The sequence below is a fragment of the Achromobacter sp. E1 genome (assembly GCF_037039475.1).
Lineage (GTDB): Bacteria > Pseudomonadota > Gammaproteobacteria > Burkholderiales > Burkholderiaceae_B > Achromobacter > Achromobacter mucicolens.
In genome coordinates this window covers 5,888,381-5,914,106 of record NZ_CP146253.1, presented here as the reverse complement: position 1 = coordinate 5,914,106, position 25,726 = coordinate 5,888,381, and the positions used below count along the sequence as shown (strand labels likewise).

General features: G+C 62.8%; 23 protein-coding genes. 19 read left to right on the top strand and 4 right to left on the bottom strand.

The annotated features are described in order from the left end of the window. Positions 1 to 25: 25 nt before the first annotated feature. Together rpoB and rpoC are read left to right on the top strand one after the other, a co-directional pair. Complete coding sequence (rpoB, locus tag V6V88_RS27335; RefSeq protein WP_062839269.1) at positions 26 to 4,138, top strand: DNA-directed RNA polymerase subunit beta; 4,113 nt, start codon at positions 26 to 28, stop codon at positions 4,136 to 4,138. Then, positions 4,138 to 8,382 carry a DNA-directed RNA polymerase subunit beta' gene (rpoC, locus tag V6V88_RS27330; RefSeq protein ID WP_056320718.1) on the top strand — a complete coding sequence of 1,415 codons (4,245 nt, stop codon included), beginning with the start codon at positions 4,138 to 4,140 and terminating at the stop codon, positions 8,380 to 8,382. The genes rpoB and rpoC overlap by 1 nt, the downstream gene beginning before the upstream one ends. A 114-nt stretch (positions 8,383 to 8,496) precedes the next feature. Here rpoC and V6V88_RS27325 read toward each other — a convergent pair whose 3' ends face one another. Continuing rightward, on the bottom strand, positions 8,497 to 8,892 hold the full coding sequence (locus V6V88_RS27325; protein ID WP_056320715.1) for a TssQ family T6SS-associated lipoprotein: 396 nt from the start codon (positions 8,890 to 8,892) through the stop codon (positions 8,497 to 8,499). Between the two features lie 156 nt (positions 8,893 to 9,048). Between V6V88_RS27325 and V6V88_RS27320 the strand changes: the two genes are divergently transcribed. Then, positions 9,049 to 10,350, top strand: a complete 1,302-nt coding sequence (locus tag V6V88_RS27320) for a serine/threonine protein kinase (RefSeq protein ID WP_223573705.1) — start codon at positions 9,049 to 9,051, stop codon at positions 10,348 to 10,350. Positions 10,351 to 10,359: 9 nt separating this feature from the next. Here the strand turns inward: V6V88_RS27320 and V6V88_RS27315 are convergent, their stop codons facing one another. The 3 genes from V6V88_RS27315 to V6V88_RS27305 are packed head-to-tail and all read right to left on the bottom strand — an operon-like array spanning position 10,360 to position 14,531. Further along, positions 10,360 to 12,663: a CHASE2 domain-containing protein gene (locus V6V88_RS27315; protein WP_223573703.1), complete on the bottom strand. Its 2,304-nt coding sequence runs from the start codon at positions 12,661 to 12,663 to the stop codon at positions 10,360 to 10,362. A gap of 10 nt (positions 12,664 to 12,673) precedes the next feature. Beyond that, the gene (locus V6V88_RS27310) at positions 12,674 to 13,780 is read right to left on the bottom strand and encodes a FecR domain-containing protein (protein WP_223573696.1); all 1,107 of its coding nucleotides are present in this window, start codon (positions 13,778 to 13,780) and stop codon (positions 12,674 to 12,676) included. Between the two features lie 34 nt (positions 13,781 to 13,814). Next, positions 13,815 to 14,531 carry a response regulator transcription factor gene (locus V6V88_RS27305; protein WP_223573695.1) on the bottom strand — a complete coding sequence of 239 codons (717 nt, stop codon included), beginning with the start codon at positions 14,529 to 14,531 and terminating at the stop codon, positions 13,815 to 13,817. 260 nt (positions 14,532 to 14,791) lie between these two features. On the opposite strand from V6V88_RS27305, the gene V6V88_RS27300 reads away from it, so the two are divergent. The 16 genes from V6V88_RS27300 (at position 14,792) to rpmC (ending at position 25,726) form a co-directional block, all read left to right on the top strand. After that, entirely contained in the window at positions 14,792 to 15,493 is a 702-nt protein-coding gene (locus V6V88_RS27300) for a response regulator transcription factor (protein ID WP_062839264.1), read from the top strand. 142 nt (positions 15,494 to 15,635) lie between these two features. Then, on the top strand, positions 15,636 to 15,932 hold the full coding sequence (locus V6V88_RS27295) for a hypothetical protein (RefSeq protein WP_223573694.1): 297 nt from the start codon (positions 15,636 to 15,638) through the stop codon (positions 15,930 to 15,932). 107 nt (positions 15,933 to 16,039) lie between these two features. Beyond that, positions 16,040 to 16,417 carry a 30S ribosomal protein S12 gene (gene rpsL, locus V6V88_RS27290; protein ID WP_005017264.1) on the top strand — a complete coding sequence of 126 codons (378 nt, stop codon included), beginning with the start codon at positions 16,040 to 16,042 and terminating at the stop codon, positions 16,415 to 16,417. Between the two features lie 166 nt (positions 16,418 to 16,583). Then, positions 16,584 to 17,054, top strand: a complete 471-nt coding sequence (gene rpsG, locus V6V88_RS27285; protein WP_006389600.1) for a 30S ribosomal protein S7 — start codon at positions 16,584 to 16,586, stop codon at positions 17,052 to 17,054. 18 nt (positions 17,055 to 17,072) lie between these two features. Continuing rightward, positions 17,073 to 19,175: an elongation factor G gene (fusA, locus tag V6V88_RS27280; protein WP_056320702.1), complete on the top strand. Its 2,103-nt coding sequence runs from the start codon at positions 17,073 to 17,075 to the stop codon at positions 19,173 to 19,175. 77 nt (positions 19,176 to 19,252) lie between these two features. Further along, on the top strand, positions 19,253 to 20,443 hold the full coding sequence (gene tuf / locus V6V88_RS27275; RefSeq protein WP_062839263.1) for an elongation factor Tu: 1,191 nt from the start codon (positions 19,253 to 19,255) through the stop codon (positions 20,441 to 20,443). 74 nt (positions 20,444 to 20,517) lie between these two features. Further along, the gene (gene rpsJ, locus V6V88_RS27270; protein WP_003806903.1) at positions 20,518 to 20,829 is read left to right on the top strand and encodes a 30S ribosomal protein S10; all 312 of its coding nucleotides are present in this window, start codon (positions 20,518 to 20,520) and stop codon (positions 20,827 to 20,829) included. A gap of 417 nt (positions 20,830 to 21,246) precedes the next feature. Beyond that, positions 21,247 to 21,936 carry a 50S ribosomal protein L3 gene (gene rplC, locus V6V88_RS27265; RefSeq protein WP_056327035.1) on the top strand — a complete coding sequence of 230 codons (690 nt, stop codon included), beginning with the start codon at positions 21,247 to 21,249 and terminating at the stop codon, positions 21,934 to 21,936. A gap of 4 nt (positions 21,937 to 21,940) precedes the next feature. Next, positions 21,941 to 22,561, top strand: coding sequence for a 50S ribosomal protein L4 (rplD, locus tag V6V88_RS27260; RefSeq protein WP_008168948.1), 621 nt, complete (start codon positions 21,941 to 21,943; stop codon positions 22,559 to 22,561). Then, positions 22,558 to 22,854 (top strand): 50S ribosomal protein L23, encoded by a 297-nt coding sequence (rplW, locus tag V6V88_RS27255; protein WP_006216557.1) that lies wholly within the window; start codon positions 22,558 to 22,560, stop codon positions 22,852 to 22,854. Before rplD ends, rplW begins: the two co-directional genes overlap by 4 nt. Beyond that, a complete protein-coding gene (rplB, locus tag V6V88_RS27250) occupies positions 22,855 to 23,682 on the top strand; it encodes a 50S ribosomal protein L2 (RefSeq protein ID WP_056327037.1) in 828 nt (275 codons plus the stop codon). It abuts the gene before it with no gap. A gap of 12 nt (positions 23,683 to 23,694) precedes the next feature. Further along, positions 23,695 to 23,970: a 30S ribosomal protein S19 gene (rpsS, locus tag V6V88_RS27245; protein ID WP_006216555.1), complete on the top strand. Its 276-nt coding sequence runs from the start codon at positions 23,695 to 23,697 to the stop codon at positions 23,968 to 23,970. 3 nt (positions 23,971 to 23,973) lie between these two features. Beyond that, positions 23,974 to 24,303, top strand: a complete 330-nt coding sequence (gene rplV, locus V6V88_RS27240; protein WP_006227021.1) for a 50S ribosomal protein L22 — start codon at positions 23,974 to 23,976, stop codon at positions 24,301 to 24,303. Between the two features lie 9 nt (positions 24,304 to 24,312). Continuing rightward, positions 24,313 to 25,104: a 30S ribosomal protein S3 gene (rpsC, locus tag V6V88_RS27235; protein ID WP_008168950.1), complete on the top strand. Its 792-nt coding sequence runs from the start codon at positions 24,313 to 24,315 to the stop codon at positions 25,102 to 25,104. 2 nt (positions 25,105 to 25,106) lie between these two features. Next, a complete protein-coding gene (rplP, locus tag V6V88_RS27230) occupies positions 25,107 to 25,523 on the top strand; it encodes a 50S ribosomal protein L16 (RefSeq protein WP_006389610.1) in 417 nt (138 codons plus the stop codon). A gap of 11 nt (positions 25,524 to 25,534) precedes the next feature. Next, positions 25,535 to 25,726, top strand: a complete 192-nt coding sequence (gene rpmC, locus V6V88_RS27225) for a 50S ribosomal protein L29 (RefSeq protein WP_003806912.1) — start codon at positions 25,535 to 25,537, stop codon at positions 25,724 to 25,726.

Below are 25,726 nucleotides of genomic sequence, written 5' to 3'. Positions count from 1 at the left end.
CATGCAACCTCGAGTCGGAGTGCTCATGCCTTACTCGTACACCGAAAAAAAGCGCATCCGCAAAAGCTTCGCCAAGCGTGAAGACGTTCAAAACGTTCCTTTCCTTTTGGCGACACAGCTTCAATCCTACCTAACTTTCCTGCAGGCGGATACCGCCCCGTCCGAACGCGTAGCCGACGGTTTGCAGGCGGCGTTTACGTCGATTTTCCCGATCGTTAGTCACAACGGTATGGCGCGCTTGGAGTTCGTGAGCTATGTGCTCGGCGAACCGGTGTTCGATGTCAAGGAATGTCAGCAACGTGGCCTGACCTATGCCTCGCCCCTGCGAGCCAAGGTCCGCCTGGTGCTGCTTGACCGCGAAGTCAGCAAGCCCACCGTGAAGGAAGTGAAGGAACAGGAAGTCTACATGGGCGAAATTCCGCTCATGACGGGCACGGGTTCCTTCGTCATCAACGGCACGGAGCGTGTCATTGTTTCGCAGCTGCACCGCTCGCCTGGCGTGTTCTTCGAACACGACCGCGGCAAGACGCACAGCTCCGGCAAGCTCCTGTTCTCGGCCCGCGTGATCCCTTACCGCGGCTCGTGGCTGGACTTCGAGTTCGACCCGAAGGACGTCCTGTTCTTCCGCGTCGACCGTCGCCGCAAGATGCCTGTCACGATCCTGTGCAAGGCCATCGGCATGACGCCGGAAACCATCCTGGCCAACTTCTTCGACTTCGACAACTTCGAACTGAAGAGCGAAGGCGCGATGATGGAATTCGTGCCTGAGCGTTGGAAGGGCGAAATGGCCCGTTTCGACATCGCCGACCGTTCGGGCAAGGTGATCGTCGAGAAGGACAAGCGCATCAACGCCAAGCACCTGCGCGACCTGGCTGCCGGCGGCATCCAGCGCATCTCCGTGCCGGAAGATTTCCTGTACGGCCGTGTGCTGGCCAAGAACATCGTTGACGAAGAAACCGGCGAAGTCATCGCCAACGCCAACGACGAGATCACGGAAAGCGTGCTCGGCGCCCTGCGCGCCGCAAACGTGCACGAGTTCCAGGCGCTCTACACGAACGACCTGGACCGCGGTCCGTACATCTCGCAAACGCTGCGCACCGATGAAACCGCCGACCAGATGGCCGCGCGCGTTGCCATCTATCGCATGATGCGTCCTGGCGAGCCGCCCACCGAAGAAGCGGTGGAAGCGCTGTTCCAGCGTCTGTTCTACAGCGAAGAGACGTACGACCTGTCGCGCGTCGGCCGCATGAAGGTCAACAGCCGTCTGGGCCGTGGTGAGGACATCACCGGCCCGATGACGCTGACCAACGAAGACATCCTTGAAACCATCAAGGTGCTGGTTGAGCTGCGTAACGGCCGTGGCCAGATCGACGACATCGATCACTTGGGCAACCGCCGCGTGCGTTGCGTGGGCGAACTGGCCGAAAACCAGTTCCGCGCCGGCCTCGTGCGCGTCGAGCGCGCCGTCAAGGAACGTCTGGGCCAGGCCGAGACCGAAAACCTGATGCCGCACGACCTGATCAACTCCAAGCCGATCTCGGCTGCCATCAAGGAGTTCTTCGGTTCGAGCCAGCTCTCGCAGTTCATGGACCAGACCAACCCGCTGTCGGAAATCACGCACAAGCGTCGCGTTTCCGCACTGGGCCCGGGCGGTCTGACCCGCGAGCGCGCCGGCTTTGAAGTCCGCGACGTGCACCCGACCCACTACGGCCGCGTCTGCCCGATCGAAACGCCGGAAGGCCCGAACATCGGTCTGATCAACTCCATGGCGCTGTACGCTCGCTTGAACGAGTACGGCTTCCTGGAAACGCCTTACCGCAAGATCATCGACGGCCGCGTCAGCGAGCAGATCGATTACCTGTCGGCCATCGAAGAAAGCCACTACGTCATCGCGCAGGCCAACGCCGCGCTCGACGAAGAAGGCCGTTTCGTGGACGACCTGGTCGCCTGCCGTGAAGCTGGCGAAACGATGCTGACCGCCCCGGCCAACGTGCACTACATGGACGTTGCTCCGTCGCAGATCGTGTCGGTTGCTGCCTCGCTGATTCCGTTCCTGGAACACGACGACGCGAACCGCGCACTGATGGGCGCCAACATGCAACGTCAGGCCGTGCCTTGCCTGCGTCCGGAAAAGCCGGTCGTGGGTACGGGTATCGAGCGCACCGTGGCCGTTGACTCGGGCACCACCGTGCAGGCGCTGCGTGGCGGTCTGGTCGACCACGTCGACGCCGAGCGCGTCGTGATTCGGGTGAACGACGAAGAAAACGTCGCCGGCGAAGTGGGCGTCGACATCTACAACCTGATCAAGTACACGCGTTCCAACCAGAACACGAACATCAACCAGCGTCCGATCGTCAAGCGTGGCGACCGCGTTGCCAAGGGCGACGTGCTGGCTGACGGCGCATCGACCGACCTGGGCGAACTCGCCCTGGGTCAGAACATGCTGATCGCGTTCATGCCCTGGAACGGCTACAACTTCGAAGACTCGATCCTGATCTCCGAAAAGGTCGTGGCGGATGACCGCTACACCTCGGTGCACATCGAGGAACTGACCGTTGTCGCCCGCGATACGAAGCTCGGACCGGAAGAAATCACCCGCGACATCAGCAACCTGGCTGAAACGCAGTTGAACCGTCTGGACGATTCCGGCATCACCTACATCGGCGCCGAAGTCAGCGCCGACGACGTGCTGGTCGGCAAGGTCACGCCCAAGGGCGAAACCCAGCTGACGCCGGAAGAGAAGCTGCTGCGCGCCATCTTCGGTGAAAAGGCGTCCGACGTTAAGGACACCTCGCTGCGCGTGCCCTCGGGCATGACCGGCACCGTGATCGACGTGCAGGTGTTCACGCGTGAAGGCATCGTGCGCGACAAGCGCGCCCAGTCCATCATCGACGATGAACTGCGCCGCTATCGCCAGGACCTGAACGACCAGCTGCGCATCGTTGAAAACGACCAGTTCGATCGTATCGAAAAGATGCTGATCAACAAGACCGTCAACGGCGGCCCGCGCAAGCTGGCCAAGGGCGCGACGATCACCAAGGCCTACCTGGCCGATCTGGATCGCTGGCAGTGGTTCGACATCCGTCTGGCCGACGAGCCGCACGCCGTCGTGCTGGAACAGGCCAAGGAATCGCTCGAGCAGAAGCGTCATCAGTTCGATCTGGCCTTCGAAGAGAAGCGCAAGAAGCTGACGCAGGGCGACGAGCTGCCCCCGGGCGTGCTGAAGATGATCAAGGTCTACCTGGCCGTGAAGCGTCGTCTGCAGCCTGGCGACAAGATGGCAGGCCGTCACGGCAACAAGGGTGTCGTGTCGCGCATCACCCCGGTCGAAGACATGCCTCACATGGCTGATGGCACGCCGGCCGACATCGTTCTGAACCCGCTGGGCGTGCCCTCGCGGATGAACGTCGGCCAGGTGCTGGAAGTTCACTTGGGCTGGGCTGCCAAGGGTGTTGGCCATCGTATCGCCGACATGCTGCGTGACGAGCGCACGGCGCAGGTCAAGAACGTCCGCGCCTACCTGGACAAGGTCTACAACACGACCGGCACCGGCGCGCGCATCGACGAGCTGACCGATGACGAAGTCATGGAAATGGCCCAGAACCTCAAGAACGGCGTGCCGTTCGCGACGCCCGTCTTCGACGGCGCGACCGAAGAGGAAATCACCAAGATGCTGGAACTGGCCTATCCGGACGACGTCGCCGAACGCATGGCGCTGACGCCTTCGCGTACGCAGGCATGGCTGTTCGACGGCCGCACGGGCGAGCAGTTCGAACGCCCCGTGACGGTCGGCTACATGCACTACCTGAAGCTGCACCACTTGGTCGACGACAAGATGCACGCCCGTTCCACCGGCCCGTACTCGCTGGTCACGCAGCAGCCGCTGGGCGGCAAGGCGCAGTTCGGCGGCCAGCGTTTCGGGGAAATGGAAGTGTGGGCGCTGGAAGCATACGGCGCCGCCTACACCCTGCAGGAAATGCTGACGGTGAAGTCGGACGACATCAACGGTCGTACCAAGGTTTACGAGAACATCGTCAAGGGCGACCACGTGATCGATGCCGGCATGCCGGAATCGTTCAACGTTCTGGTCAAGGAAATCCGCTCGTTGGCCCTGGACATGGATTTGGAGCGTAACTAATGAAAGCGCTACTCGACCTCTTTAAGCAAGTCTCGCAAGACGAGCAGTTCGATGCCATCAAGATCGGCATCGCCTCGCCCGAGAAGATCCGTTCGTGGTCCTACGGCGAAGTTCGCAAGCCCGAGACCATCAACTACCGCACGTTCAAGCCTGAGCGTGACGGTCTGTTCTGCTCCAAGATCTTTGGCCCGATCAAGGACTACGAGTGCCTGTGCGGCAAGTACAAGCGCCTGAAGCACCGTGGCGTGATCTGCGAAAAGTGCGGCGTTGAAGTCACCGTCGCCAAGGTTCGCCGTGAACGCATGGGCCACATCGAGCTGGCCAGCCCCGTCGCGCACATCTGGTTCCTGAAGAGCCTGCCGTCGCGTCTGGGCATGGTGCTCGACATGACCCTGCGCGACATCGAACGCGTGCTGTACTTCGAAGCCTGGTGCGTGATCGAACCCGGCATGACGCCGCTCAAGCGCGGCCAGATCATGTCGGACGACGATTTCCTGGCCAAGACCGAGGAATACGGCGACGACTTCCGTGCTCTGATGGGCGCCGAAGCCGTGCGTGAACTGCTGCGCACCATCGACATCGATCGCGAAGTGGAAACGCTGCGCGGCGAACTGAAGGCCACCAGCTCGGAAGCCAAGATCAAGAAGATCTCCAAGCGCCTGAAGGTGCTGGAAGGCTTCCAGAAGTCCGGCATCAAGGCCGAGTGGATGGTCATGGAAGTGCTGCCCGTGCTGCCGCCGGACCTGCGTCCGCTGGTGCCGCTGGACGGCGGCCGCTTCGCGACCTCCGACCTGAACGACCTGTACCGCCGCGTCATCAACCGCAACAACCGCCTGAAGCGCCTCTTGGAGCTCAAGGCGCCTGAGATCATCCTGCGCAACGAAAAGCGCATGCTGCAGGAAGCTGTCGACTCGCTGCTGGACAACGGCCGCCGTGGCAAGGCCATGACGGGCGCCAACAAGCGCCAGTTGAAGTCGCTGGCCGACATGATCAAGGGCAAGAGCGGTCGTTTCCGTCAGAACCTGCTGGGCAAGCGCGTCGACTACTCGGGCCGTTCGGTCATCGTGGTGGGTCCGCAGCTCAAGCTGCATCAGTGCGGCCTGCCCAAGCTGATGGCCCTGGAACTGTTCAAGCCGTTCATCTTCAATCGTCTGGAGATGATGGGCCTGGCCACGACCATCAAGGCTGCCAAGAAACTGGTCGAAAGCCAGGAACCGGTGGTCTGGGACATCCTGGAAGAAGTCATCCGCGAACACCCGGTCATGCTGAACCGTGCGCCGACGCTGCACCGTCTGGGCATCCAGGCGTTCGAGCCGGTGCTGATCGAAGGCAAGGCGATCCAGCTGCACCCGCTGGTTTGCGCGGCGTTCAACGCCGACTTCGACGGCGACCAGATGGCTGTTCACGTGCCGCTGTCGCTGGAAGCCCAGCTGGAAGCGCGTACGCTGATGCTGGCCTCGAACAACGTGCTGTTCCCCGCCAACGGCGAACCGTCGATCGTGCCGTCGCAGGACATCGTGCTGGGTCTGTACTACACGACCCGCGAGCGCATCAACGGCCGTGGCGAAGGCATCTTCTTCATGGACGTCGCTGAAGTCCAGCGCGCCTACGACAACAACGAAGTCGAGCTGCAAAGCCGCATCACCGTGCGCCTGAAGGAACACGAGCGCGACGAGAACGGCGAATGGCAACCGGTCATCCGCCGTCACGAGACGACGGTCGGCCGCGCGCTGCTGTCCGAGATCCTGCCCAAGGGCCTGCCCTTCACCGTCCTGAACAAGGCGCTGAAGAAGAAGGAAATTTCGCGTCTGATCAACCAGTCGTTCCGCCGCTGCGGCCTGCGCGACACGGTGATCTTCGCCGACAAGCTGATGCAGTCGGGCTTCCGCCTGGCCACGCGCGGCGGTATCTCGATCGCCATGGGCGACATGCTGATCCCGACCGCCAAGGAAGGCATCCTGGCCGAAGCCAGCCGCGAAGTGAAGGAAATCGACAAGCAGTACTCGTCGGGTCTGGTCACGTCCCAAGAGCGCTACAACAACGTTGTGGACATCTGGGGCAAGGCTGGCGACAAGGTCGGCAAGGCGATGATGGAACAACTGGCCACCGAGCCCGTGACCAACCGTCACGGCGAGGAAGTGCGCCAGGAATCGTTCAACTCCATCTACATGATGGCTGACTCGGGCGCCCGCGGTTCGGCCGCCCAGATCCGCCAGCTGGCCGGCATGCGCGGCCTGATGGCCAAGCCGGACGGCTCGATTATCGAAACGCCCATTACCGCGAACTTCCGTGAAGGCCTGAACGTACTTCAGTACTTCATCTCCACTCACGGTGCGCGTAAGGGTCTGGCCGACACGGCACTGAAGACCGCGAACTCGGGTTACCTGACCCGCCGTCTGGTCGACGTGACGCAGGATCTGGTCATTACGGAAGACGACTGCGGCACTTCGCAGGGCTACAACATGAAGGCCCTGGTCGAAGGCGGTGAAGTCATCGAACCGTTGCGCGACCGTATCCTGGGCCGCGTGGCTGCCGTGGACATCGTCAATCCGGACACGCAGGAAACGGCCATCGTCGCCGGCACCCTGCTGGACGAAGACCTGGTCGACACCATCGACCGCATCGGCGTGGACGAAGTCAAGGTCCGCACGCCGCTGACCTGCGAAACGCGTCATGGTTTGTGCGCGCATTGCTATGGCCGTGACCTGGGCCGCGGTTCGTCCGTCAACCAGGGCGAGGCCGTCGGTGTCATCGCGGCGCAGTCCATCGGTGAACCGGGCACGCAGCTCACGATGCGTACGTTCCACATCGGTGGCGCGGCGTCGCGTTCGGCTCTGGCCAGCGCGGTGGAAACGAAGTCGACTGGTACGGTCGGCTTTGCCAGCACGATGCGTTACGTCACGAACGCCAAGGGCGAACGTGTCGCGATCTCGCGCTCGGGCGAACTGGCGATCTTCGACGACAACGGCCGCGAACGCGAACGCCACAAGATCCCGTACGGCGCGACCGTGCTGGTGGGCGATGGCGAGGCCGTGAAGGCCGGCGCGCGTCTGGCGACGTGGGATCCGCTGACCCGTCCGATCGTGTCGGAATACGGCGGCGCCGTCCGCTTCGAGAACATCGAAGAAGGCGTGACCGTTGCCAAGCAGGTGGACGAAGTCACCGGCCTGTCGACGCTCGTCGTCATCACGCCGAAGACCCGTGGCGGCAAGATCGTCATGCGTCCGCAGATCAAGCTGGTCAACGAGAACGGCGAAGACGTCAAGATCGCCGGCACCGATCACTCGGTGAACATCTCGTTCCCGGTCGGCGCCCTGATCACGGTGCGCGACGGCCAGCAGGTTGCCGTGGGTGAAGTTCTGGCGCGTATTCCGCAAGAATCGCAAAAGACCCGCGACATTACCGGCGGTCTGCCGCGTGTGGCCGAACTGTTCGAAGCCCGTTCGCCGAAGGACGCCGGCATGCTCGCCGACGTCACCGGTACGGTTTCGTTCGGCAAGGACACCAAGGGCAAGCAGCGTCTGGTCATCACCGACCTGGAAGGCGTGAGCCACGAGTTCCTGATTCCGAAGGAAAAGCAGGTTCTGGTGCACGACGGCCAGGTGGTGAACAAGGGCGAAATGATCGTGGACGGCCCGGCCGATCCCCACGACATCCTGCGCCTGCAAGGCATCGAGAAGCTGGCGACGTACATCGTCGACGAAGTGCAGGACGTTTACCGTCTGCAGGGCGTGAAGATCAACGACAAGCACATCGAAGTGATTGTTCGTCAGATGCTGCGCCGTGTGAACATCGTCGATGCGGGCGATACCGAGTTCATCCCGGGCGAGCAGGTCGAGCGCTCCGAGCTGCTCAACGAGAACGACCGCGTCACGGCTGCCGACCTGCGTCCTGCCACGTACGACAACGTGCTGCTGGGTATCACGAAGGCCTCGCTGTCGACCGACTCGTTCATCTCGGCCGCCTCGTTCCAGGAAACCACCCGGGTCCTGACCGAAGCTGCCATCATGGGCAAGCGCGACGACCTGCGCGGCTTGAAGGAAAACGTCATCGTCGGCCGCCTCATCCCGGCGGGTACCGGCCTGGCTTACCACCACGCACGCCGCGACAAGGAACTGCTGGAGGCTGCGGAACGCGAAGCCGCCCGCCAGCAGGCCAACCCGTTCGAGGACGCGCCGGTCACGGTGGGCTCGGACGCCGAGACGCCTGCTTCCGACGTGGGTACCGAGGATTCCGCCGAATAAGCGGAATTCTCCGGCAGGCTTGCCCCGCGAGGATCGCGGGCAAGCCTGAAAATCAAAAGGCCGCTGATGAGAATCAGCGGCCTTTTTACTTGCGAAAGAAAGGGTGCGGCAGGACTATTTGGCCGTCTGGGCGCGGGCGCGCTGGAAGGCCGGTCCCCAGACGGGGTGGCCAGCTTCGTTGGGCGCCAGTTCGAAGGCCGGATCCAGGACCAGGATGCGCGCGAAGCTGTCCTCGCAGAGCTGCGTATATTGCGTGACGCAGTAGCTGAACGCCTGAAGCTTGTAGGCCTCGATGCGTACCGCTTTGGATGAGGTGGCCAGGGTGTCGGAACGGGCGACGCCGCGGATGACTTCTCCGTAGCGCCCGGCGCTGTACTGGTCGCGCACCTGCTGCAGCTCGGCCAGGGCTTCGGCCGTTGGAGGGCTCTCGGGTTGCAATTTGGAGATGCCCGTGCAACCGGCCAACAGGGCCGATACGCCAAGCAGACTGCTCAGGATGCGAATTTTCATGGCTTCCAAAGATGTAGGATGGTGACGCGGTACGCTATCGTGCCACAGCCTGATGCGCTCGGACATTTTCGGCAATGTCCTGCCGTTGCGGATTGGATAATATTCCGCCTAAATAGCCCCTGAACCTGTTATTGGCGCGTCTGCGCAGCTTCGATGATGTCTACTCCCGCCGGCTTGTTGACGCCGCGTGGCCCCTTTTCAGGCGCTGCGCCGTTGGCGCTTCGTCCATTGAGCGCCATTGCCGCCAGCGCGGCGGGCGGGGTGCCGGAATCACGCATCAAGCGGCTCCTGTCCGATCTTCTGCCTTCGCTTATCGCTTTGCATGCGCAAGGGGAAATCTGCGGCGACATCTCGCTCGAAACCGTGGGCATGGATGAAGGCGCGCGGGCGCATCTGCTGCCCGAACTGGTGGTGGCGCGCTCGCGCCGGGCCAGCAGGACGCCGGCAGCCGGCTTCGCGCCGTTCGAGCTGTACACGGATTCCGTGGAATGGCCGCGCGGACCGTGGACCGACATCTATTCCTTGTGCGCCGTGGCGTACGCGCTCGTGATCGGCAGCCGGCCGCCGCCGGCGCCCGAGCGCCGCGCCCACGACGAATACGAAGCGCTGGCCGACATGGGACTGCCCAAGTACGGACAGGACTTCCTGCGGGTCATCGATGCCGGCCTGGCGATGGACACCAGGGCTCGCCCGCAGTCGTTGGCGGAGTTGGCCAGCCTGCTTGGCGTCGCGGCCTACGACGAACCGGCCGAGCCGGAAGACGAATCGGTCGAGACGGCCAAGCCGCCTCCCGTGGCCGGTTTCGCACAACGGCGCGAGCCCGCCCGCCGACGCGGTCCGCTGCCGTTCTGGCTGCTGATCCTCGCGCTGATCGGCGCGGGCATCTATGCGTGGTTCCATTGGGGCAAGGGCAGTCCCAATGCGCTCATTACCCGCTCGGAAGTCGTACAGCCAAATCCGCCCGTCGTGCATCCCTTGCCGCAGCCTGCCGCGCCAGTGTCCGCGCCAACGCCCACGCCTAAACCCGCGCCGGCGGCATCGCAAGCGCCCGCCGACCTGCCGCCCTTGACGGCCGGCGCCGCCGCTGGAGGCCAAGCAACCGCGACTGGCCCGGCCGCCGGACCGGGTTCGCCGTCTGCGCGCACGCAGGCGGATACGCCAAGTTCCGCGGAGCCGCCGCCCGCGCCCACGGCGCAGGAAACCGCGCCGGCAGCTTCGGTTGCCGAAGAGGCGCCCAAGCCCAAACCGGTGCCAGTCCCCGTGCGGGTGGACATCCGCCCCTGGGGCGAGGTCTGGATCAACGGCGTGGCGCGGGGAATCAGTCCGCCCGTGAAGGAGCTCAAGCTGATTCCGGGCAAGTATCAGGTGGTCGTGCGCAACGCAGACCTGCCGCCCTTTCGCATGACGCTCGAGGTCAGACCGGGCAAGCCCGCGGTCATCTCGCACACCTTCCAATAGGATCGCGACCTACGCCTTTGGCAGGTGCAGGATGAATTCGGAGCCTGCGCCGAGCTCGCTCTGCACTTCGATTCGCCCGCCGTGCCGTCCGGCCACGGTATGCACGAATGCCAGTCCCAGCCCCGCACCGCCAACGTCGTCGCGATTGTCGGCGCCGACACGGGCAAAGGGCTCGAACAGCCGGGCCACGTCCTGCGCCGCGATGCCCTGACCCTGGTCCTTGATGCGCACGCACCAGAAGCCGTGCTGCTCATCGATGCTGCAATCGACACGCGTGCCGCTCGCGCTGTATTTGATGGCGTTGTCCACCAGATTGCACAGCGCGCGCATCAGAAGCGTCTGCTCGCCGCGCGTGTAGGCGACCGGTAGCGGCGTGCTGGCTTCCAATGCGATGCCGCGCTTGCTGGCGGACGGCCAGAGATCGTCGACGGCGTCCTGCAGCAACCCGCCCAGATCCAGTTCGATGGTGCTGATCGGCATCGATTCGGCGCGGGTCAGATGCACGAAGTCGTCGACCAGCCTGAGCGTGCGGTTGGCCAGCAGCGCAATGCGCGCGAGCGTGTCGTGCCGAACTTCCTGCTGCCCGCCTTCCTGCGCCAGTTCAACCAATGCGAGGATCGAGCTTTGCGGCGCGCGCATGTCATGCGAGATGAAGCGCAACGTCTCTTCGCGCTGCCGCTCGGCCTGACGGATGTTGGAAATGTCGGTCAGCGTGGTCACCGTGCCCGCGAACTGGCCCTCGGCCGTGTGGATGGGGGCGCATTTCAGGATCAGGTCGCGGCCCGCCCGGTCGCGCACTTCCAGGTCCGCGCTCCAGGGCGAAGCCGCATCGGCCGGGTGACGGCCGCTCAGCGCGTCGGCCACGCGCGCCCGCGCAGCGTCGTCGGCAAGGGTGTGTTCAAGCAGATGCGCCGCCGGCCGGCCGATGCGCGGCGGACGAATGCCAAGTTGCTGGAAGAACATGATGGCGGCCTGGTTGCGAAATCGCACGCGGCCTTCCTGGTCGAACACCAGCGTCGCATCGGGCATGCCGTCGAGCCCGTCAGCCAGGAACCGCCGCAGGTTGCGGACCCGCGCCAGCGCGCGCCGAAGTTCGCCCACCCGGCTCTCCAGCGAGGCGCTGGGATTGGCAAGCTGCACGCGGGCTTCGTTCAGGATCGGCGGGTACTCGCGCTGCAAACGCTGCAGCTCCGTGTCCATATAGCGCAGCGCGGCTTCCTGGTTACGCCAGCTCCAGAGCGGATAGCACAGCGCCACGCCCGCCAGCGCCGCGGTGGGCGCGAACCAGAGATAGGCGTGGGCCAGTAATAGCCACGCGGCCGCGGGGATGACGGCAAGCAGCGCAAGGGTGACGAGCAGCGCCTTCTTGGGCGCCAGACGCCACAAGGCCAGGCAGGCCAGCAACACCGGCAACGCCGCGAACAGCGCGCTCCACGCAGCCGGCGGCCGCTGGAATGCGATGTCGTCGCGCGCGGCCTGCAGGACGTTGGCGACGATCTCCACGCCCGATATGCCGATGGCGTCGTGCGACACCGGCGTCGGGTAATCGTCGCCCAGGCCGGTGGCCCACGCACCCACAAGCACATACTTGCCGCGCAGGTCTTCCGGCCGCAAGTCGCCGCGCAGCACGGAAAGGTACGACACCGTCCGCACATGGCCGGGAGGACCCGCATACGGAATCAGGATGCGGCCGTCGGCATCGGCGCGCTTGAGCAGACGTTGCGCCCGGTCGGCTTGGCCGCCAACTTCCAGCATCGAGATGGCCAGGTGGTTGCGGCGATCTCCGGCAAATTGCGCGGTGAGGGCGGCTTCGCGCACGACGCCGTCCGGGTCGATGACCGCATTGATGAAGCCTGTGGAAGCGGACGCTTGCGCCAGTTCCGCAATGGGCAATCCGATGGCCGTCGGGTTCTTCAGGCGGTCCAGCACCACCGGCAGCACCGTATGCCCATTGCGACGGATGCTGTCCGCAAGGATTGCATCGTCGTCGGCATTGATCTTGTCGGGTTCCGCAAAGATGAGATCCAATCCCACGGCGCGCGCGCCGGTCAGCCGGTCGAGCAGGGCGGCGTGGATGGCGCGCCGCCACGGCCAGCGGCCCAGCGCGTCGATGCTGGCGTCGTCGATCGCCACGATCAGGATATCCGGGTCGGCGGGCCTGCCCGTCAGCATGACCGCGCGGTCATAGAAGACCTGGTCCAGACGGCCCAGGCCGTTGAACGCGCCCAGAAACGCCGCCAGCGCCGCCAGCGCCAATGTCAGCCACAGGCCGGACCGCCAGGACCGGTCGAGCGAGTCGGCGGCGTCGGGCATGGCGGTTGCCTTAGTACGCGGTCAGCGTCACAAGACCGCCGGAGCCACTGGCCACGCCAAGCCCGTACGACGTCATCAGCATGTTCGCGCCCTCGAACGACTGGACCGAATCCGTTCCGTGAAGGCCGATGGCATCGACGGCGCGCACCGACACGTAGAACGTGCCGGGGCCGGGGGCGGAAAAGCGGATGTCGGGGGTCGGAAAGCTGGCGGAAGAAACGGGCAGCAGGCCTTCGGCATCGCGCGAGACGCGCACCAGATAGCTTTGCGCGCCTTCGACGGGGGCGAAGGGGATCGACCACGTGCCGCCTACGCGAACCGGCTCGCCCAATTGCGGCGCAGCCAGCAGCGGACGTACGCCCGACATGGCGCCATCGGCGCCCACCGCGGCGCCGAACCCTTGCGCCACCGCAACCGGCTTGGCGGGCGCGTCGCCGGGCGCATGCGCCTGCAGGCGCACACTGCCTTGCAAAACTTCGCTATGCACGCCCTGCGCGCTGCGCTGCACGCGAAAGCGCGTTCCGCGCACACCCGTCACTGCGACCGGCGTGCGGATCTCGAAACGGCCAACCCCCTGACCCGCGGGCGCGACGCTGGATTCCACGCTGCCGCGGCGCACGTTGATCACCGAATCCGTCAGCGCGGTGCCTTCGAACTGCCGCAGGCGGGTAAGGTCAACGGCGCCGCTGGACGGCAGCGTGAGGCGGGATCCGTCGGCAAGTTGCAGCGTGACGAAGCCGTCGGGGGCGGTCTCCAGCGTGCTGCCTTCGGTCACGGGCGCGCCGGGCTGCACGGGCTTGCCATTCAGGACTGCGCGGCCGCTCACGTGCACCACCTGCGCCTGCGCGTCGCGCACTGGAATCATGGCCAGCGGGATATGCAGCTCCAACCCGATGGGCAGCGTTTCGGGCGTGACGATCCTGTTCAGCGTCTGCAGCCGGTTCCAGTTGGCCGGGCTGCGCGTGTACCGCGAGGCCAAATCAATCAGCGTATCGCCGGGACGGACCCGGTGGATGAAGTCGTCGCCCAATGCGCCCGCCGGCTGACTGCGCGCGGGGGCGGCGAGCGTGATGCAGGAAACCAGGACAAGCAAACAAAGCGCGCGGAAGCGGCTCATGGCAAACGATTCTCCAGGGAGTCGGGCAACGCAGCTACAGCGAAAGGGTCTGGCCGTCGTCGGTCGGGCTGACCAGTTCAAGCCGGTAGCCAAGTGCATAAGAGGAAGTCAGCCGCACACCGTGCTGCGGACGAAGCTGGAGCTTTTGCCGGATGTTCGACAGGTGGGTGTCCAGCGTGCGCGAGGTGGCGGGGATTTCCCGGTTCCAGACGCACTCGGCCAGCACATCGCGCGACATCAGCCGCCCGATGTTGCGAAAGAACAGCAGCGCCAGTTCGAATTCCTTCGGCGCCAGCGTGATGGCAACGTCGTCCAGCGTAATGACGCGTGCGGCGGGATCGACACGGTATCTCGCGACTTCGATGGTCTGGTCCACGGGCTCGGCGATCTGGCTGCGGCGCAGCAGCGCCGCGACCCGGGCCAGCAGTTCCAGGGGACGCATCGGTTTGACGATGTAGTCGTCCGCGCCCGCGCGCAAGCCCTCGACCAGGTCATCTTCGGCCGATCGGTTGGTCAGGAAAATCACAGGGATGCGCGCGCCGATATGGGTGCGCAACCAGCGGACCACGTCGTCGCCGTCGATATCGGGCAGGTGCCAGTCCAGCAGCACCAGGTCGAACGCTTCGGTACGCAAAGCCGCGAGCAGATCGCGGCTCTGGTGATAACTGGTGCAAGCATAGCCGGCGGCGGTCAGAACCTGCTGGATGCGCCGAGCCTGATCCAGGTCGTCTTCCAGCGACGCGATTTTCATTAGACGAGTTCTCGCGAAAGTTGGCTGCGCAGGCGCGCGTGTGGCGACCTAGCAAAACGAAGAGGGCGGATTTATGTAAACGAATGATAACTCGGGAAAACCCTTCAGCGGCTACGTTATGGCAAGAACTGTCAAACATTGCAAAGTTGACGAATCTTGACTGGAGTTGTTGCGTTAACGAGCGCCACACTGTTCCAACGATGTCACCAGCCGCGACACAGCAGGCGGTGCAAGGGGAGGGAACGCAGATCGGGACAGATATGAATCAATTGCGCATACTTGTGATGTCTCCGGACGAAGCCTTACGGGGTTCTTCCGTATCCACGCTGCTGCAGGCCGGTATCTCGGCCCGCGGGTGCTCCACTACGCTGGAATTGTTCGGCCTGCTCAGCGGCGGGCATTTCGACGCCGTGGTCCTGGACATCGGCGCATCCGGTGAAATCGGCTACGCCCTTGTCGCCCGCTTGCATGGCTCCGCGCCGCTAGGCATTGTGGTCGTTGGCAAGAACATGTCGGTGGATAACCGCCTGCGCTGTCTTCAGAGCGGCGCCGATGCGTGTCTGCCAGACCCCCAGGATCCACGCGAACTCGTCTGCATCCTTCTCGCCCTCGCGCGCCGACTGCCCGCCACCGCGGAGCCGGCCGACGCGCACGAGACGGGCAGCGGGCGATGGGAGCTGCGCGACCAGGGTTGGACGCTGGTGGCGCCGACTGGCGTGACGCTATCCCTGTCTGCCAACGAACGTCTTATCGTGCGGGCGTTGCTGAACGTGGCCGGCAAGGCCGTGGGCCGCGACGTGCTGGGCAGCGAATTGCAGGCGGAAGGGGGCGGAGCGCGCGCCAGCAGCGCGCGCAGCATCGACGTCATCGTCAGCCGGTTGCGGCGCAAGGCCGAGCAAGCAGGCGTGGTGTTGCCGATCCGCACCGTCTACGGCAGCGGCTATCTATTTACGGATCGCTGAGCGGGCAAAGGGGTACACTCCTCCAATCCAGGACGTGTGGCAGGGATTGCTCGCAGGCCGCGCCGCGAGCACCGTGGTATCAAGCACCGGCGTTGGCCGCTAGGTCTGTCCGCCGGGTTTGTATGCCGGGTTTGTCCCTTACATGGCCCCATTTTTCGTCAGCCGCCGCCAACTGCCCGGCTTTTGCGAGCAACGCGCGGCTTGGCGACACTTACAAAAAACTTTGACAGTAGCCCTTCATCTCAGTTATGCTAAAGGGCTTACTGCTTTATTTCGCGCGCAAAATCAGCACGCTCAGGCAGACAGTTCAGGGTCATGGTCGAAGGTGCGTCACGAGCCTTTTGTCCTTCTCCAGTTAGTAGCAACTGTTTTTCTGGCTGCCCCCGATTTTGTGCGTTTGTCATGGTTTGTTGGCAAGCCCGCTCTTTTACGTATTTGAACGTTTGAGGCGGTTTTGCGCGAACTGCCTTCTCCGAAAGCTCACCCGCTCCAGGAGACGAGTACGTAAGTACTTACCAGTGGTACGTAAAAGGGATTTCAAAGGTCATGCCTACCATTAGCCAACTCGTGCGCAAGCCGCGCGAAGTCAGCATCATCAAAAGCAAGAGCCCCGCGCTCGAAAACTGCCCGCAACGCCGCGGCGTGTGCACCCGCGTGTACACCACCACCCCCAAGAAGCCGAACTCCGCTCTGCGTAAGGTTGCCAAAGTGCGTCTGACCAACGGTTACGAAGTCATTTCGTACATCGGCGGTGAAGGCCACAACCTGCAAGAGCACTCGGTGGTTCTGGTGCGTGGCGGCCGTGTGAAGGACTTGCCCGGTGTGCGTTACCACATCGTGCGCGGTTCCCTTGACCTGCAAGGCGTCAAGGACCGTAAGCAAGCCCGCTCGAAGTACGGCGCCAAGCGCCCGAAGAAGGCTTAATTACAAGTCAGCAGTACCCCCACGTGACGGAAGTCCGTCACCCGGGAAGTGCGACCGCGCCATCCAGATGATGGGAAGGTGCGCGGCACGTAAGGGGTCGTCCCAATGGGCGGCCATGGCCGTGTAATGAAACACGGTTCAACTGAACAGACACAAGGAAGCAACAATGCCCCGTCGTCGCGAAGTACCCAAGCGCGAGATTCTGCCCGATCCCAAGTTCGGCAGCGTCGAGCTCGCCAAGTTCATGAACGTCGTCATGCTGGACGGCAAGAAGGCCGTCGCCGAGCGCATCGTTTACGGCGCCCTCGAGCAAGTCGCCACCAAGACCGGCAAGGAGCCGATCGAGGTGTTCAGCCTGGCGATCAACAACATCAAGCCGATCGTCGAAGTGAAGAGCCGCCGCGTTGGCGGTGCCAACTACCAAGTGCCGGTTGAAGTGCGCCCCGTGCGCCGCCTGGCCCTGGCTATGCGTTGGCTCCGTGAAGCCGCCAAGAAGCGTGGCGAGAAGTCGATGGATCTGCGTCTTGCTGGCGAACTGATCGACGCCTCCGAAGGTCGTGGCGCCGCGATGAAGAAGCGCGAAGACACGCACAAGATGGCAGAGGCCAACAAGGCCTTCAGCCATTTCCGCTGGTAATTTAAGGATTAATCCACCATGGCCCGCAAAACCCCGATCGAGCGCTATCGCAACATTGGTATCTCTGCGCACATCGATGCAGGGAAGACCACCACGACCGAACGTATCCTGTTCTACACCGGCGTCAATCACAAGATTGGCGAAGTGCATGATGGCGCAGCCACCATGGACTGGATGGAGCAGGAGCAAGAGCGTGGCATCACCATTACGTCGGCTGCTACGACGGCGTTTTGGCGTGGCATGGCCGGCAACTACCCCGAGCACCGCATCAACATCATCGACACCCCGGGACACGTGGACTTCACCATCGAGGTGGAACGTTCCATGCGCGTCCTGGACGGTGCTTGCATGGTCTACTGCGCGGTGGGCGGTGTTCAGCCCCAGTCCGAAACCGTGTGGCGCCAAGCCAACAAGTACGGCGTGCCGCGTCTGGCCTTCGTCAACAAGATGGACCGCACCGGCGCCAACTTCTTCAAGGTCTATGACCAGCTGAAGAACCGCCTGCGCGCCAATCCCGTGCCGATCGTCATTCCCATCGGCGCCGAAGACACGTTCCAAGGCGTGGTCGACCTGGTCAAGATGAAGGCGATCATTTGGGACGAAGCCAGCCAAGGCACGAAGTTCGACTACAAGGACGTTCCGGCCGAGCTGGAAGGTCTGGCGAACGAATGGCGCGAAAAGCTGGTTGAGGCCGCTGCCGAGTCGTCGGAAGAGCTGATGAACAAGTACCTGGAAACGGGTTCCTTGGAAGAAGCCGAAATCAACCTGGCCATCCGTCAACGCACCATCGCTGGCGAAATCCAGCCGATGCTGTGCGGCACCGCCTTCAAGAACAAGGGCGTGCAGCGCATGCTGGACGCGGTCATCGACTACCTGCCTTCGCCCGTGGACATTCCCCCGGTCGACGGTCAGGACGACGATGGCAACGCCATCCAGCGCAATGCCGACGACTCCGAGAAGTTCTCGGCCCTGGCATTCAAGCTGATGAGCGATCCGTTCGTGGGTCAATTGACCTTCGTGCGTGTGTACTCGGGCGTCCTGAAGTCGGGCGATACGGTCTACAACCCCATCAAGGGCAAGAAGGAACGTATCGGCCGCATTCTGCAGATGCACGCGAACAACCGCGAAGAAATCAAGGAAGTGTTGGCTGGCGACATCGCCGCCGTGGTCGGCCTGAAGGACGTGACCACCGGCGAAACGCTGTGCGACATCGACTCCCACATCCTGCTCGAACGCATGATTTTCCCGGAGCCCGTGATTTCGCAGGCCGTCGAGCCGAAGTCGAAGGCCGACCAGGAAAAGATGGGTCTGGCGCTGTCGCGTCTGGCTCAGGAAGATCCGTCGTTCCGCGTGCGCAGCGACGAAGAATCCGGCCAAACCATCATTTCCGGCATGGGCGAGCTGCACCTGGAAATTCTGGTCGACCGCATGAAGCGCGAATTCGGCGTGGAAGCCAACGTCGGCAAGCCGCAGGTGGCCTACCGCGAAACGATCCGCAAGGTCTGCGAAGAAGTCGAAGGCAAGTTCGTCAAGCAGTCGGGCGGTCGCGGCCAGTACGGCCACGTGGTCCTGAAGGTCGAGCCCCTCGCTCCTGGCGGCGGCTACGAATTCGTCGACGCCATCAAGGGCGGTGTGGTTCCTCGCGAATACATCCCCGCGGTGGACAAGGGCATCCAGGAAACGCTGCCTTCGGGCATCCTGGCCGGCTACCCGGTCGTGGACGTCAAGGTCACCCTGTTCTTCGGTTCGTACCACGATGTGGACTCGAACGAAAACGCGTTCAAGATGGCTGGTTCGATGGCATTCAAGGAAGGCATGCGCAAGGCTAGCCCCGTGCTGCTGGAACCGATGATGGCCGTCGAAGTCGAAACGCCGGAAGACTACGCTGGCACCGTGATGGGCGATCTGTCCTCGCGTCGCGGCATGGTCCAAGGCATGGATGACATGGTCGGCGGTGGCAAGACCATCAAGGCCGAAGTGCCCCTGGCCGAGATGTTCGGTTACGCCACGAACCTGCGTTCGCTGACGCAAGGCCGTGCCACGTACACGATGGAATTCAAGCATTACTCCGAGGCCCCCAAGAACGTCGCTGACGAAGTCATCGCCGCTCGGGCCAAGTAAATAACCCTTGCCGGGTCCGTCCAACCGGACGGCCCCGGCAGATATCAAGTTTCCTTGAAAGTCAAAGGATAGAGATCATGGCAAAAGGCAAGTTTGAACGTACCAAGCCGCACGTGAACGTGGGTACGATTGGTCACGTTGACCACGGCAAAACGACGTTGACGGCGGCGATCACGACCGTTCTGTCGACCAAGTTCGGCGGCGAAGCCAAGGGCTACGACCAGATCGATGCAGCTCCTGAAGAAAAGGCACGCGGCATTACCATCAACACGGCTCACGTCGAGTACGAAACGGAAACGCGTCACTACGCGCACGTTGACTGCCCGGGCCACGCCGACTACGTCAAGAACATGATCACGGGCGCTGCCCAGATGGACGGCGCGATCCTGGTCGTGTCGGCCGCTGACGGCCCCATGCCGCAAACGCGCGAGCACATCCTGCTGAGCCGCCAGGTTGGCGTGCCGTACATCATCGTCTTCCTGAACAAGGCTGACATGGTTGACGACGCCGAGCTGCTCGAGCTGGTGGAAATGGAAGTTCGCGAACTGCTGTCCAAGTACGACTTCCCGGGCGACGACACCCCGATCGTCAAGGGTTCGGCCAAGCTGGCGCTGGAAGGCGACAAGGGCGAACTGGGCGAACAGGCCATTCTGGCTCTGGCTGCCGCGCTGGATTCGTACATCCCGACGCCTGAGCGTGCCATCGACGGCGCGTTCCTGATGCCGGTTGAAGACGTGTTCTCGATCTCGGGTCGCGGCACCGTGGTGACCGGCCGTATCGAACGCGGCATCATCAAGGTCGGCGAAGAAATCGAAATCGTCGGTATCGTTCCGACGGTCAAGACGACCTGCACGGGCGTGGAAATGTTCCGCAAGCTGCTGGACCAAGGTCAAGCTGGCGACAACGTGGGCATCCTGCTGCGCGGCACCAAGCGTGAAGACGTCCAGCGCGGCCAAGTTCTGGCCAAGCCGGGCTCGATCACCCCGCACACGGACTTCACGTCCGAGGTGTACATCCTGTCCAAGGAAGAAGGCGGCCGCCACACCCCGTTCTTCAACGGCTATCGTCCCCAGTTCTACTTCCGCACGACGGACGTGACGGGCACGATCGACCTGCCGGCCGACAAGGAAATGGTTCTGCCGGGCGACAACGTGACGATGACCGTCAAGCTGCTGGCCCCGATCGCCATGGAAGAAGGTCTGCGTTTCGCCATCCGTGAAGGCGGTCGTACCGTCGGCGCCGGCGTCGTCGCCAAGATCCTGAAGTAATTCGGATCTACTAAGCAGCACCCAACCAGCGAGGGCGTGATCCCGCCCTCGCATCTCGTTCTTTAGGAAACGCCATGAAAAACCAAAAGATCCGCATCCGCTTGAAAGCCTTCGATTACAAGCTGATCGATCAATCGGCCGCCGAAATCGTCGACACCGCCAAGCGCACGGGCGCTGTCGTCCGCGGTCCGGTGCCGCTGCCCACGCGTATCCGTCGCTATGACGTCCTGCGTTCGCCGCACGTCAACAAGACGTCGCGTGACCAGTTCGAAATCCGTACCCATCAGCGCCTGATGGACATCGTTGATCCCACCGACAAGACCGTTGACGCCCTGATGCGTCTGGACCTGCCGGCCGGCGTCGACGTCGAAATCGCGTTGCAGTAAGACGCTCCGAACCTGCCACCTTCGCCGGCAGGTTCGTCAAGAATGGCCGCACTCCCTCGGGATGGCGGCCATTTTGTTTTGCGGCTGCTGTGGCAGAGGTGAGCAGGCGCTCACTCTCGTGCAATGTGCGCCGCCAGGCCATGCGCGTACCTGGCCGCAGATCCGGGTACGCAAACCGTGGCAAAAATGCCCACCGCGGCATGCCCTGAATCCGCTAAGTGCTTGTGCCGCTTAGAAAAAACATGCTAATATGCGAAGCTTGCCATTTTGTGGCAAGTCTAACTATGGATAAAGCGAAAACCGCCCTGCAGTTCGAGGTCGGCGCGCCAAGTCCAGGTTGAACATAGTCGTAGGGCAAAGGCCGTTACCTTTTGCCTGATTAGCCCCGACCAATCGCAGTCGGGAATGGAGAAAACGATGTCGAATTCGACACCCACGCCCGCCGCTCACCGGCTGGGGCTGGTGGGTCGCAAGGTCGGCATGACCCGCATTTTTACCGAGGAAGGTGAATCCATCCCGGTGACCGTGCTGGACGTGTCCAACAACCGCGTGACCCAAGTTAAGTCGCTGGAAACTGACGGCTACGCCGCTATCCAGGTGGCTTATGGCACTCGTCGTGCCTCGCGTGTGGCTCAGCCGCAAACGGGCCACTACGCCAAAGCCGGCGCTGAAGCCGGTAGCATCCTCAAAGAATTCCGCCTTGATCCCGCTCGCGCCGCTGAATTTTCGGCCGGTTCCGTGATCGCCGTGGAATCCGTGTTCGAAGCCGGCCAACAGGTCGACGTCACGGGCACGACCATTGGTAAGGGCTTTGCCGGTACCATCAAGCGTCACAACTTCGGTTCGCAGCGCGCGTCGCACGGTAACTCCCGTTCGCACCGCGTTCCCGGCTCGATTGGTCAAGCTCAGGATCCGGGTCGTATTTTCCCGGGTAAGCGCATGGCTGGTCACCTGGGTGACGTCACCCGCACCGTTCAAAACCTCGACGTCGTTCGCGTTGACGTTGAGCGCGGCCTGCTGCTGGTCAAGGGCGCTGTCCCCGGCCACGCTGGCGCCGACATCGTTGTGCGCCCGGCCATCAAGGCCCCGGCCAAGAAGGGAGCGTAAGTAAATGGATCTCAAGCTCCTGAACGACCAAGGTCAGGCCGCTGCTACGTTCAGCGCGCCCGACACGATCTTCGGCCGTGACTTCAACGAAGCGCTGATTCACCAGATCGTCGTGGCTTTCCAAGCCAACGCGCGCTCCGGCAATCGTGCTCAGAAGGATCGTACGGAAGTCAAGCACTCCACCAAGAAGCCCTGGCGTCAAAAGGGTACTGGCCGCGCTCGCGCCGGTATGACTTCGTCACCGCTGTGGCGTGGCGGTGGTCGGACTTTCCCGAACTCGCCCGAAGAGAACTTCAGCCAGAAGGTCAACAAGAAGATGTACCGCGCCGGGATCCGTTCGATCCTGTCGCAGCTCGCTCGCGAAGACCGCATCGCCGTCGTTGAATCGTTTGATCTGGAATCGCCCAAGACCAAGGCTGCTGCTGCAAAGCTGAAGAGCCTGGGCCTGGACTCGGTCCTGATCATCACCGACAGCGTCGATGAAAATGTTTACCTCGCCACCCGCAACCTGCCGCACGTTGCCGTTGTCGAGCCCCGTTATGCCGATCCGTTGTCGCTGGTCCACTACAAGAAAGTGCTGATCACCAAGCCGGCCATCGCTCAACTCGAGGAGATGCTGGGATGAACGCTGAACGCTTGATGCAAGTCATTCTGGCTCCGATCGTGACCGAAAAGGCCACGTTCGTCGCTGAGAAGAATCAGCAAGTCGCTTTCCGTGTCGTGGCTGACGCTACCAAGCCGGAAATCAAGGCTGCCGTCGAACTGCTCTTCAAGGTGCAGGTCGAGTCCGTGCAGGTCCTCAACCGTAAGGGCAAAGTCAAGCGCTTTGGCCGATTCGTTGGCCGCCGCCGTAATGAGCGCAAGGCCTACGTCTCGCTCAAGGACGGCCAGGAAATCGACTTTGCGGAGGTGAAGTAAATGGCCCTCGTAAAAGTTAAGCCGACTTCGGCTGGCCGCCGTGGCATGGTGAAGGTTGTCAGCCCGAACCTGCACAAGGGTGAGCCCTACGCGCCGCTGCTCGAAAAGAAGACCCGTGGTTCTGGCCGTAACAACAACGGTCACATCACGATCCGTCATCGTGGCGGTGGTCACAAGCAGCACTACCGTATCGTCGACTTCCGTCGCGATAAGGACGGCATCCCGGCAAAGGTCGAGCGTCTGGAATATGACCCCAACCGTACGGCGCACATCGCTCTGCTGTGCTACGCCGACGGCGAACGTCGTTACATCATCGCTCCCCGTGGCCTGGAAGTCGGTGCAACCGTGCTGTCGGGCACCGATGCTCCGATCCGCGCTGGCAACACGCTGCCGATCCGCAATATCCCGGTCGGTACGACGATCCACTGCGTCGAAATGCTCCCCGGCAAGGGTGCTCAGATGGTCCGCTCGGCCGGCGCTTCCGCCGTCCTGCTGGCTCGCGAAGGCATCTACGCTCAGGTGCGTCTGCGCTCGGGTGAAGTCCGCCGTGTGCACATCGAATGCCGCGCCACCATCGGTGAAGTCGGTAACGAAGAACACAGCCTGCGCCAAATCGGCAAGGCCGGTGCAATGCGTTGGCGCGGTGTCCGCCCGACCGTTCGTGGCGTTGCCATGAACCCGGTGGATCACCCGCACGGTGGCGGTGAAGGCCGTACCGGTGAAGCACGCGAGCCGGTCAGCCCGTGGGGCACTCCGTCGAAGGGTTACAAGACCCGTCGCAACAAGCGGACGAACAATATGATCGTCCAACGGCGCAAGCGCAAGTAAGAGGCGAACACTATGTCACGTTCGATCAAGAAAGGCCCGTTTGTCGATGCTCACCTGATCAAAAAGGTGGACACGGCCGTCGCGGGCAAAGACAAGAAGCCGATCAAGACCTGGTCGCGTCGTTCCACGATCCTGCCCGAGTTCATCGGTCTGACGATCGCTGTGCACAACGGCAAGCAGCATGTTCCCGTGTACATCAACGAGAACATGGTCGGTCACAAGCTGGGCGAGTTCGCGCTGACCCGTACGTTCAAGGGTCACGCCGCGGACAAGAAGGCGAAGAGGTAAGCGATGGAAACTACTGCCATTATCCGTGGAGTTCACATCTCCGCACAGAAGACCCGTTTGGTTGCGGACCTGATCCGTGGCCAGAAGGTCGGCCGTGCCCTGGAAATCCTCACCTTCTCGCCGAAGAAGGCTGCCGTCATCCTGAAGAAGGCTGTCGAGTCCGCCATCGCCAACGCCGAGCACAACGACGGCGCCGACATCGACGAACTGAAAGTCACCACGATTTTTGTGGACAAGGCTCAGTCGATGAAGCGCTTCTCCGCTCGCGCCAAGGGCCGCGGCAACCGTATCGAGAAGCAGACCTGCCACATCACGGTCAAGGTCGGAGCTTAAGGAGTCACGATGGGTCAGAAAATTCACCCCACTGGGTTCCGTCTCGCGGTCACCCGTAATTGGTCCTCGCGTTGGTTCGCCGACGACAAGGCCTTCGGCTCGATGCTGGCCGAAGACATTCGCGTTCGCGAGTACCTGAAGAAGAAGCTCAAGAGCGCCTCCGTTGGTCGCGTGATCATCGAGCGTCCCGCCAAGAATGCCCGCATCACCGTCTACTCGGCTCGTCCGGGCGTGGTGATCGGCAAGCGCGGCGAAGACATCGAAAGCCTGAAGGCTGATCTGCAGCGTCTGATGGGCGTGCCCGTGCACGTCAACATCGAAGAAATCCGCAAGCCGGAAACCGATGCTCAACTGATCGCCGACTCGATCTCGCAACAGCTCGAGAAGCGCATCATGTTCCGCCGCGCCATGAAGCGCGCGATGCAGAACGCCATGCGTCTGGGTGCCCAAGGCATCAAGATCATGAGCTCGGGCCGTCTGAACGGTATCGAAATTGCTCGCACCGAGTGGTATCGCGAAGGCCGTGTGCCGCTGCACACCCTCAAGGCCAACATCGACTACGGCACCTCCGAAGCCCACACCACGTACGGCGTGATCGGCATCAAGGTGTGGGTCTACAAGGGCGACATGCTGGCTAACGGCGAATTGCCGCCGGAAACCGCAGCCCCGCGTGAAGAAGAACGTCGTCCGCGCCGCGCTCCGCGTGGCGATCGTCCGGACGGTGCTCGCACCGGTCGTCCGGGTGGTCGTGGCCGCGCTCCCCGCAAGGCGGATGCTGCTCCGGCGCCTGAAGGAGAATAACCATGCTGCAACCCTCCCGCAGAAAGTATCGCAAAGAGCAGAAGGGCCGCAACACCGGTCTGGCGACCCGTGGTACCCACGTGTCGTTCGGCGAGTTCGGCCTGAAGGCTACCGGCCGTGGCCGTCTGACCGCTCGTCAGATCGAAGCTGCTCGTCGCGCCATTAATCGTCACATCAAGCGTGGCGGCCGTATCTGGATTCGCATTTTCCCGGATAAGCCCATCTCGCAGAAGCCTGCCGAAGTCCGTATGGGTAACGGTAAGGGCAACCCGGAGTACTGGGTTGCTGAAATCCAGCCCGGCAAGGTGCTCTACGAAATGGAAGGGGTTAGCGAAGAGCTCGCGCGTGAAGCTTTCCGCCTGGCCGCTGCCAAGCTGCCGATTTCGACCACGTTCGTCGCGCGTCATATCGGTGCTTAAGGAGTACTAACATGAAAGCTAGCGAACTCCGTTCGAAAGACGCCGCCGAGCTCGGCAAAGAGCTCGAAAGCCTGCTGAAGGCACAATTCGGTCTGCGCATGCAGAAAGCCACGCAGCAACTGGCCAACACCAGCCAGCTGCGCAACGTGCGCCGCGACATCGCTCGCGTCCGCACCTTGCTGACCGAGAAGGCAGGGAAATAA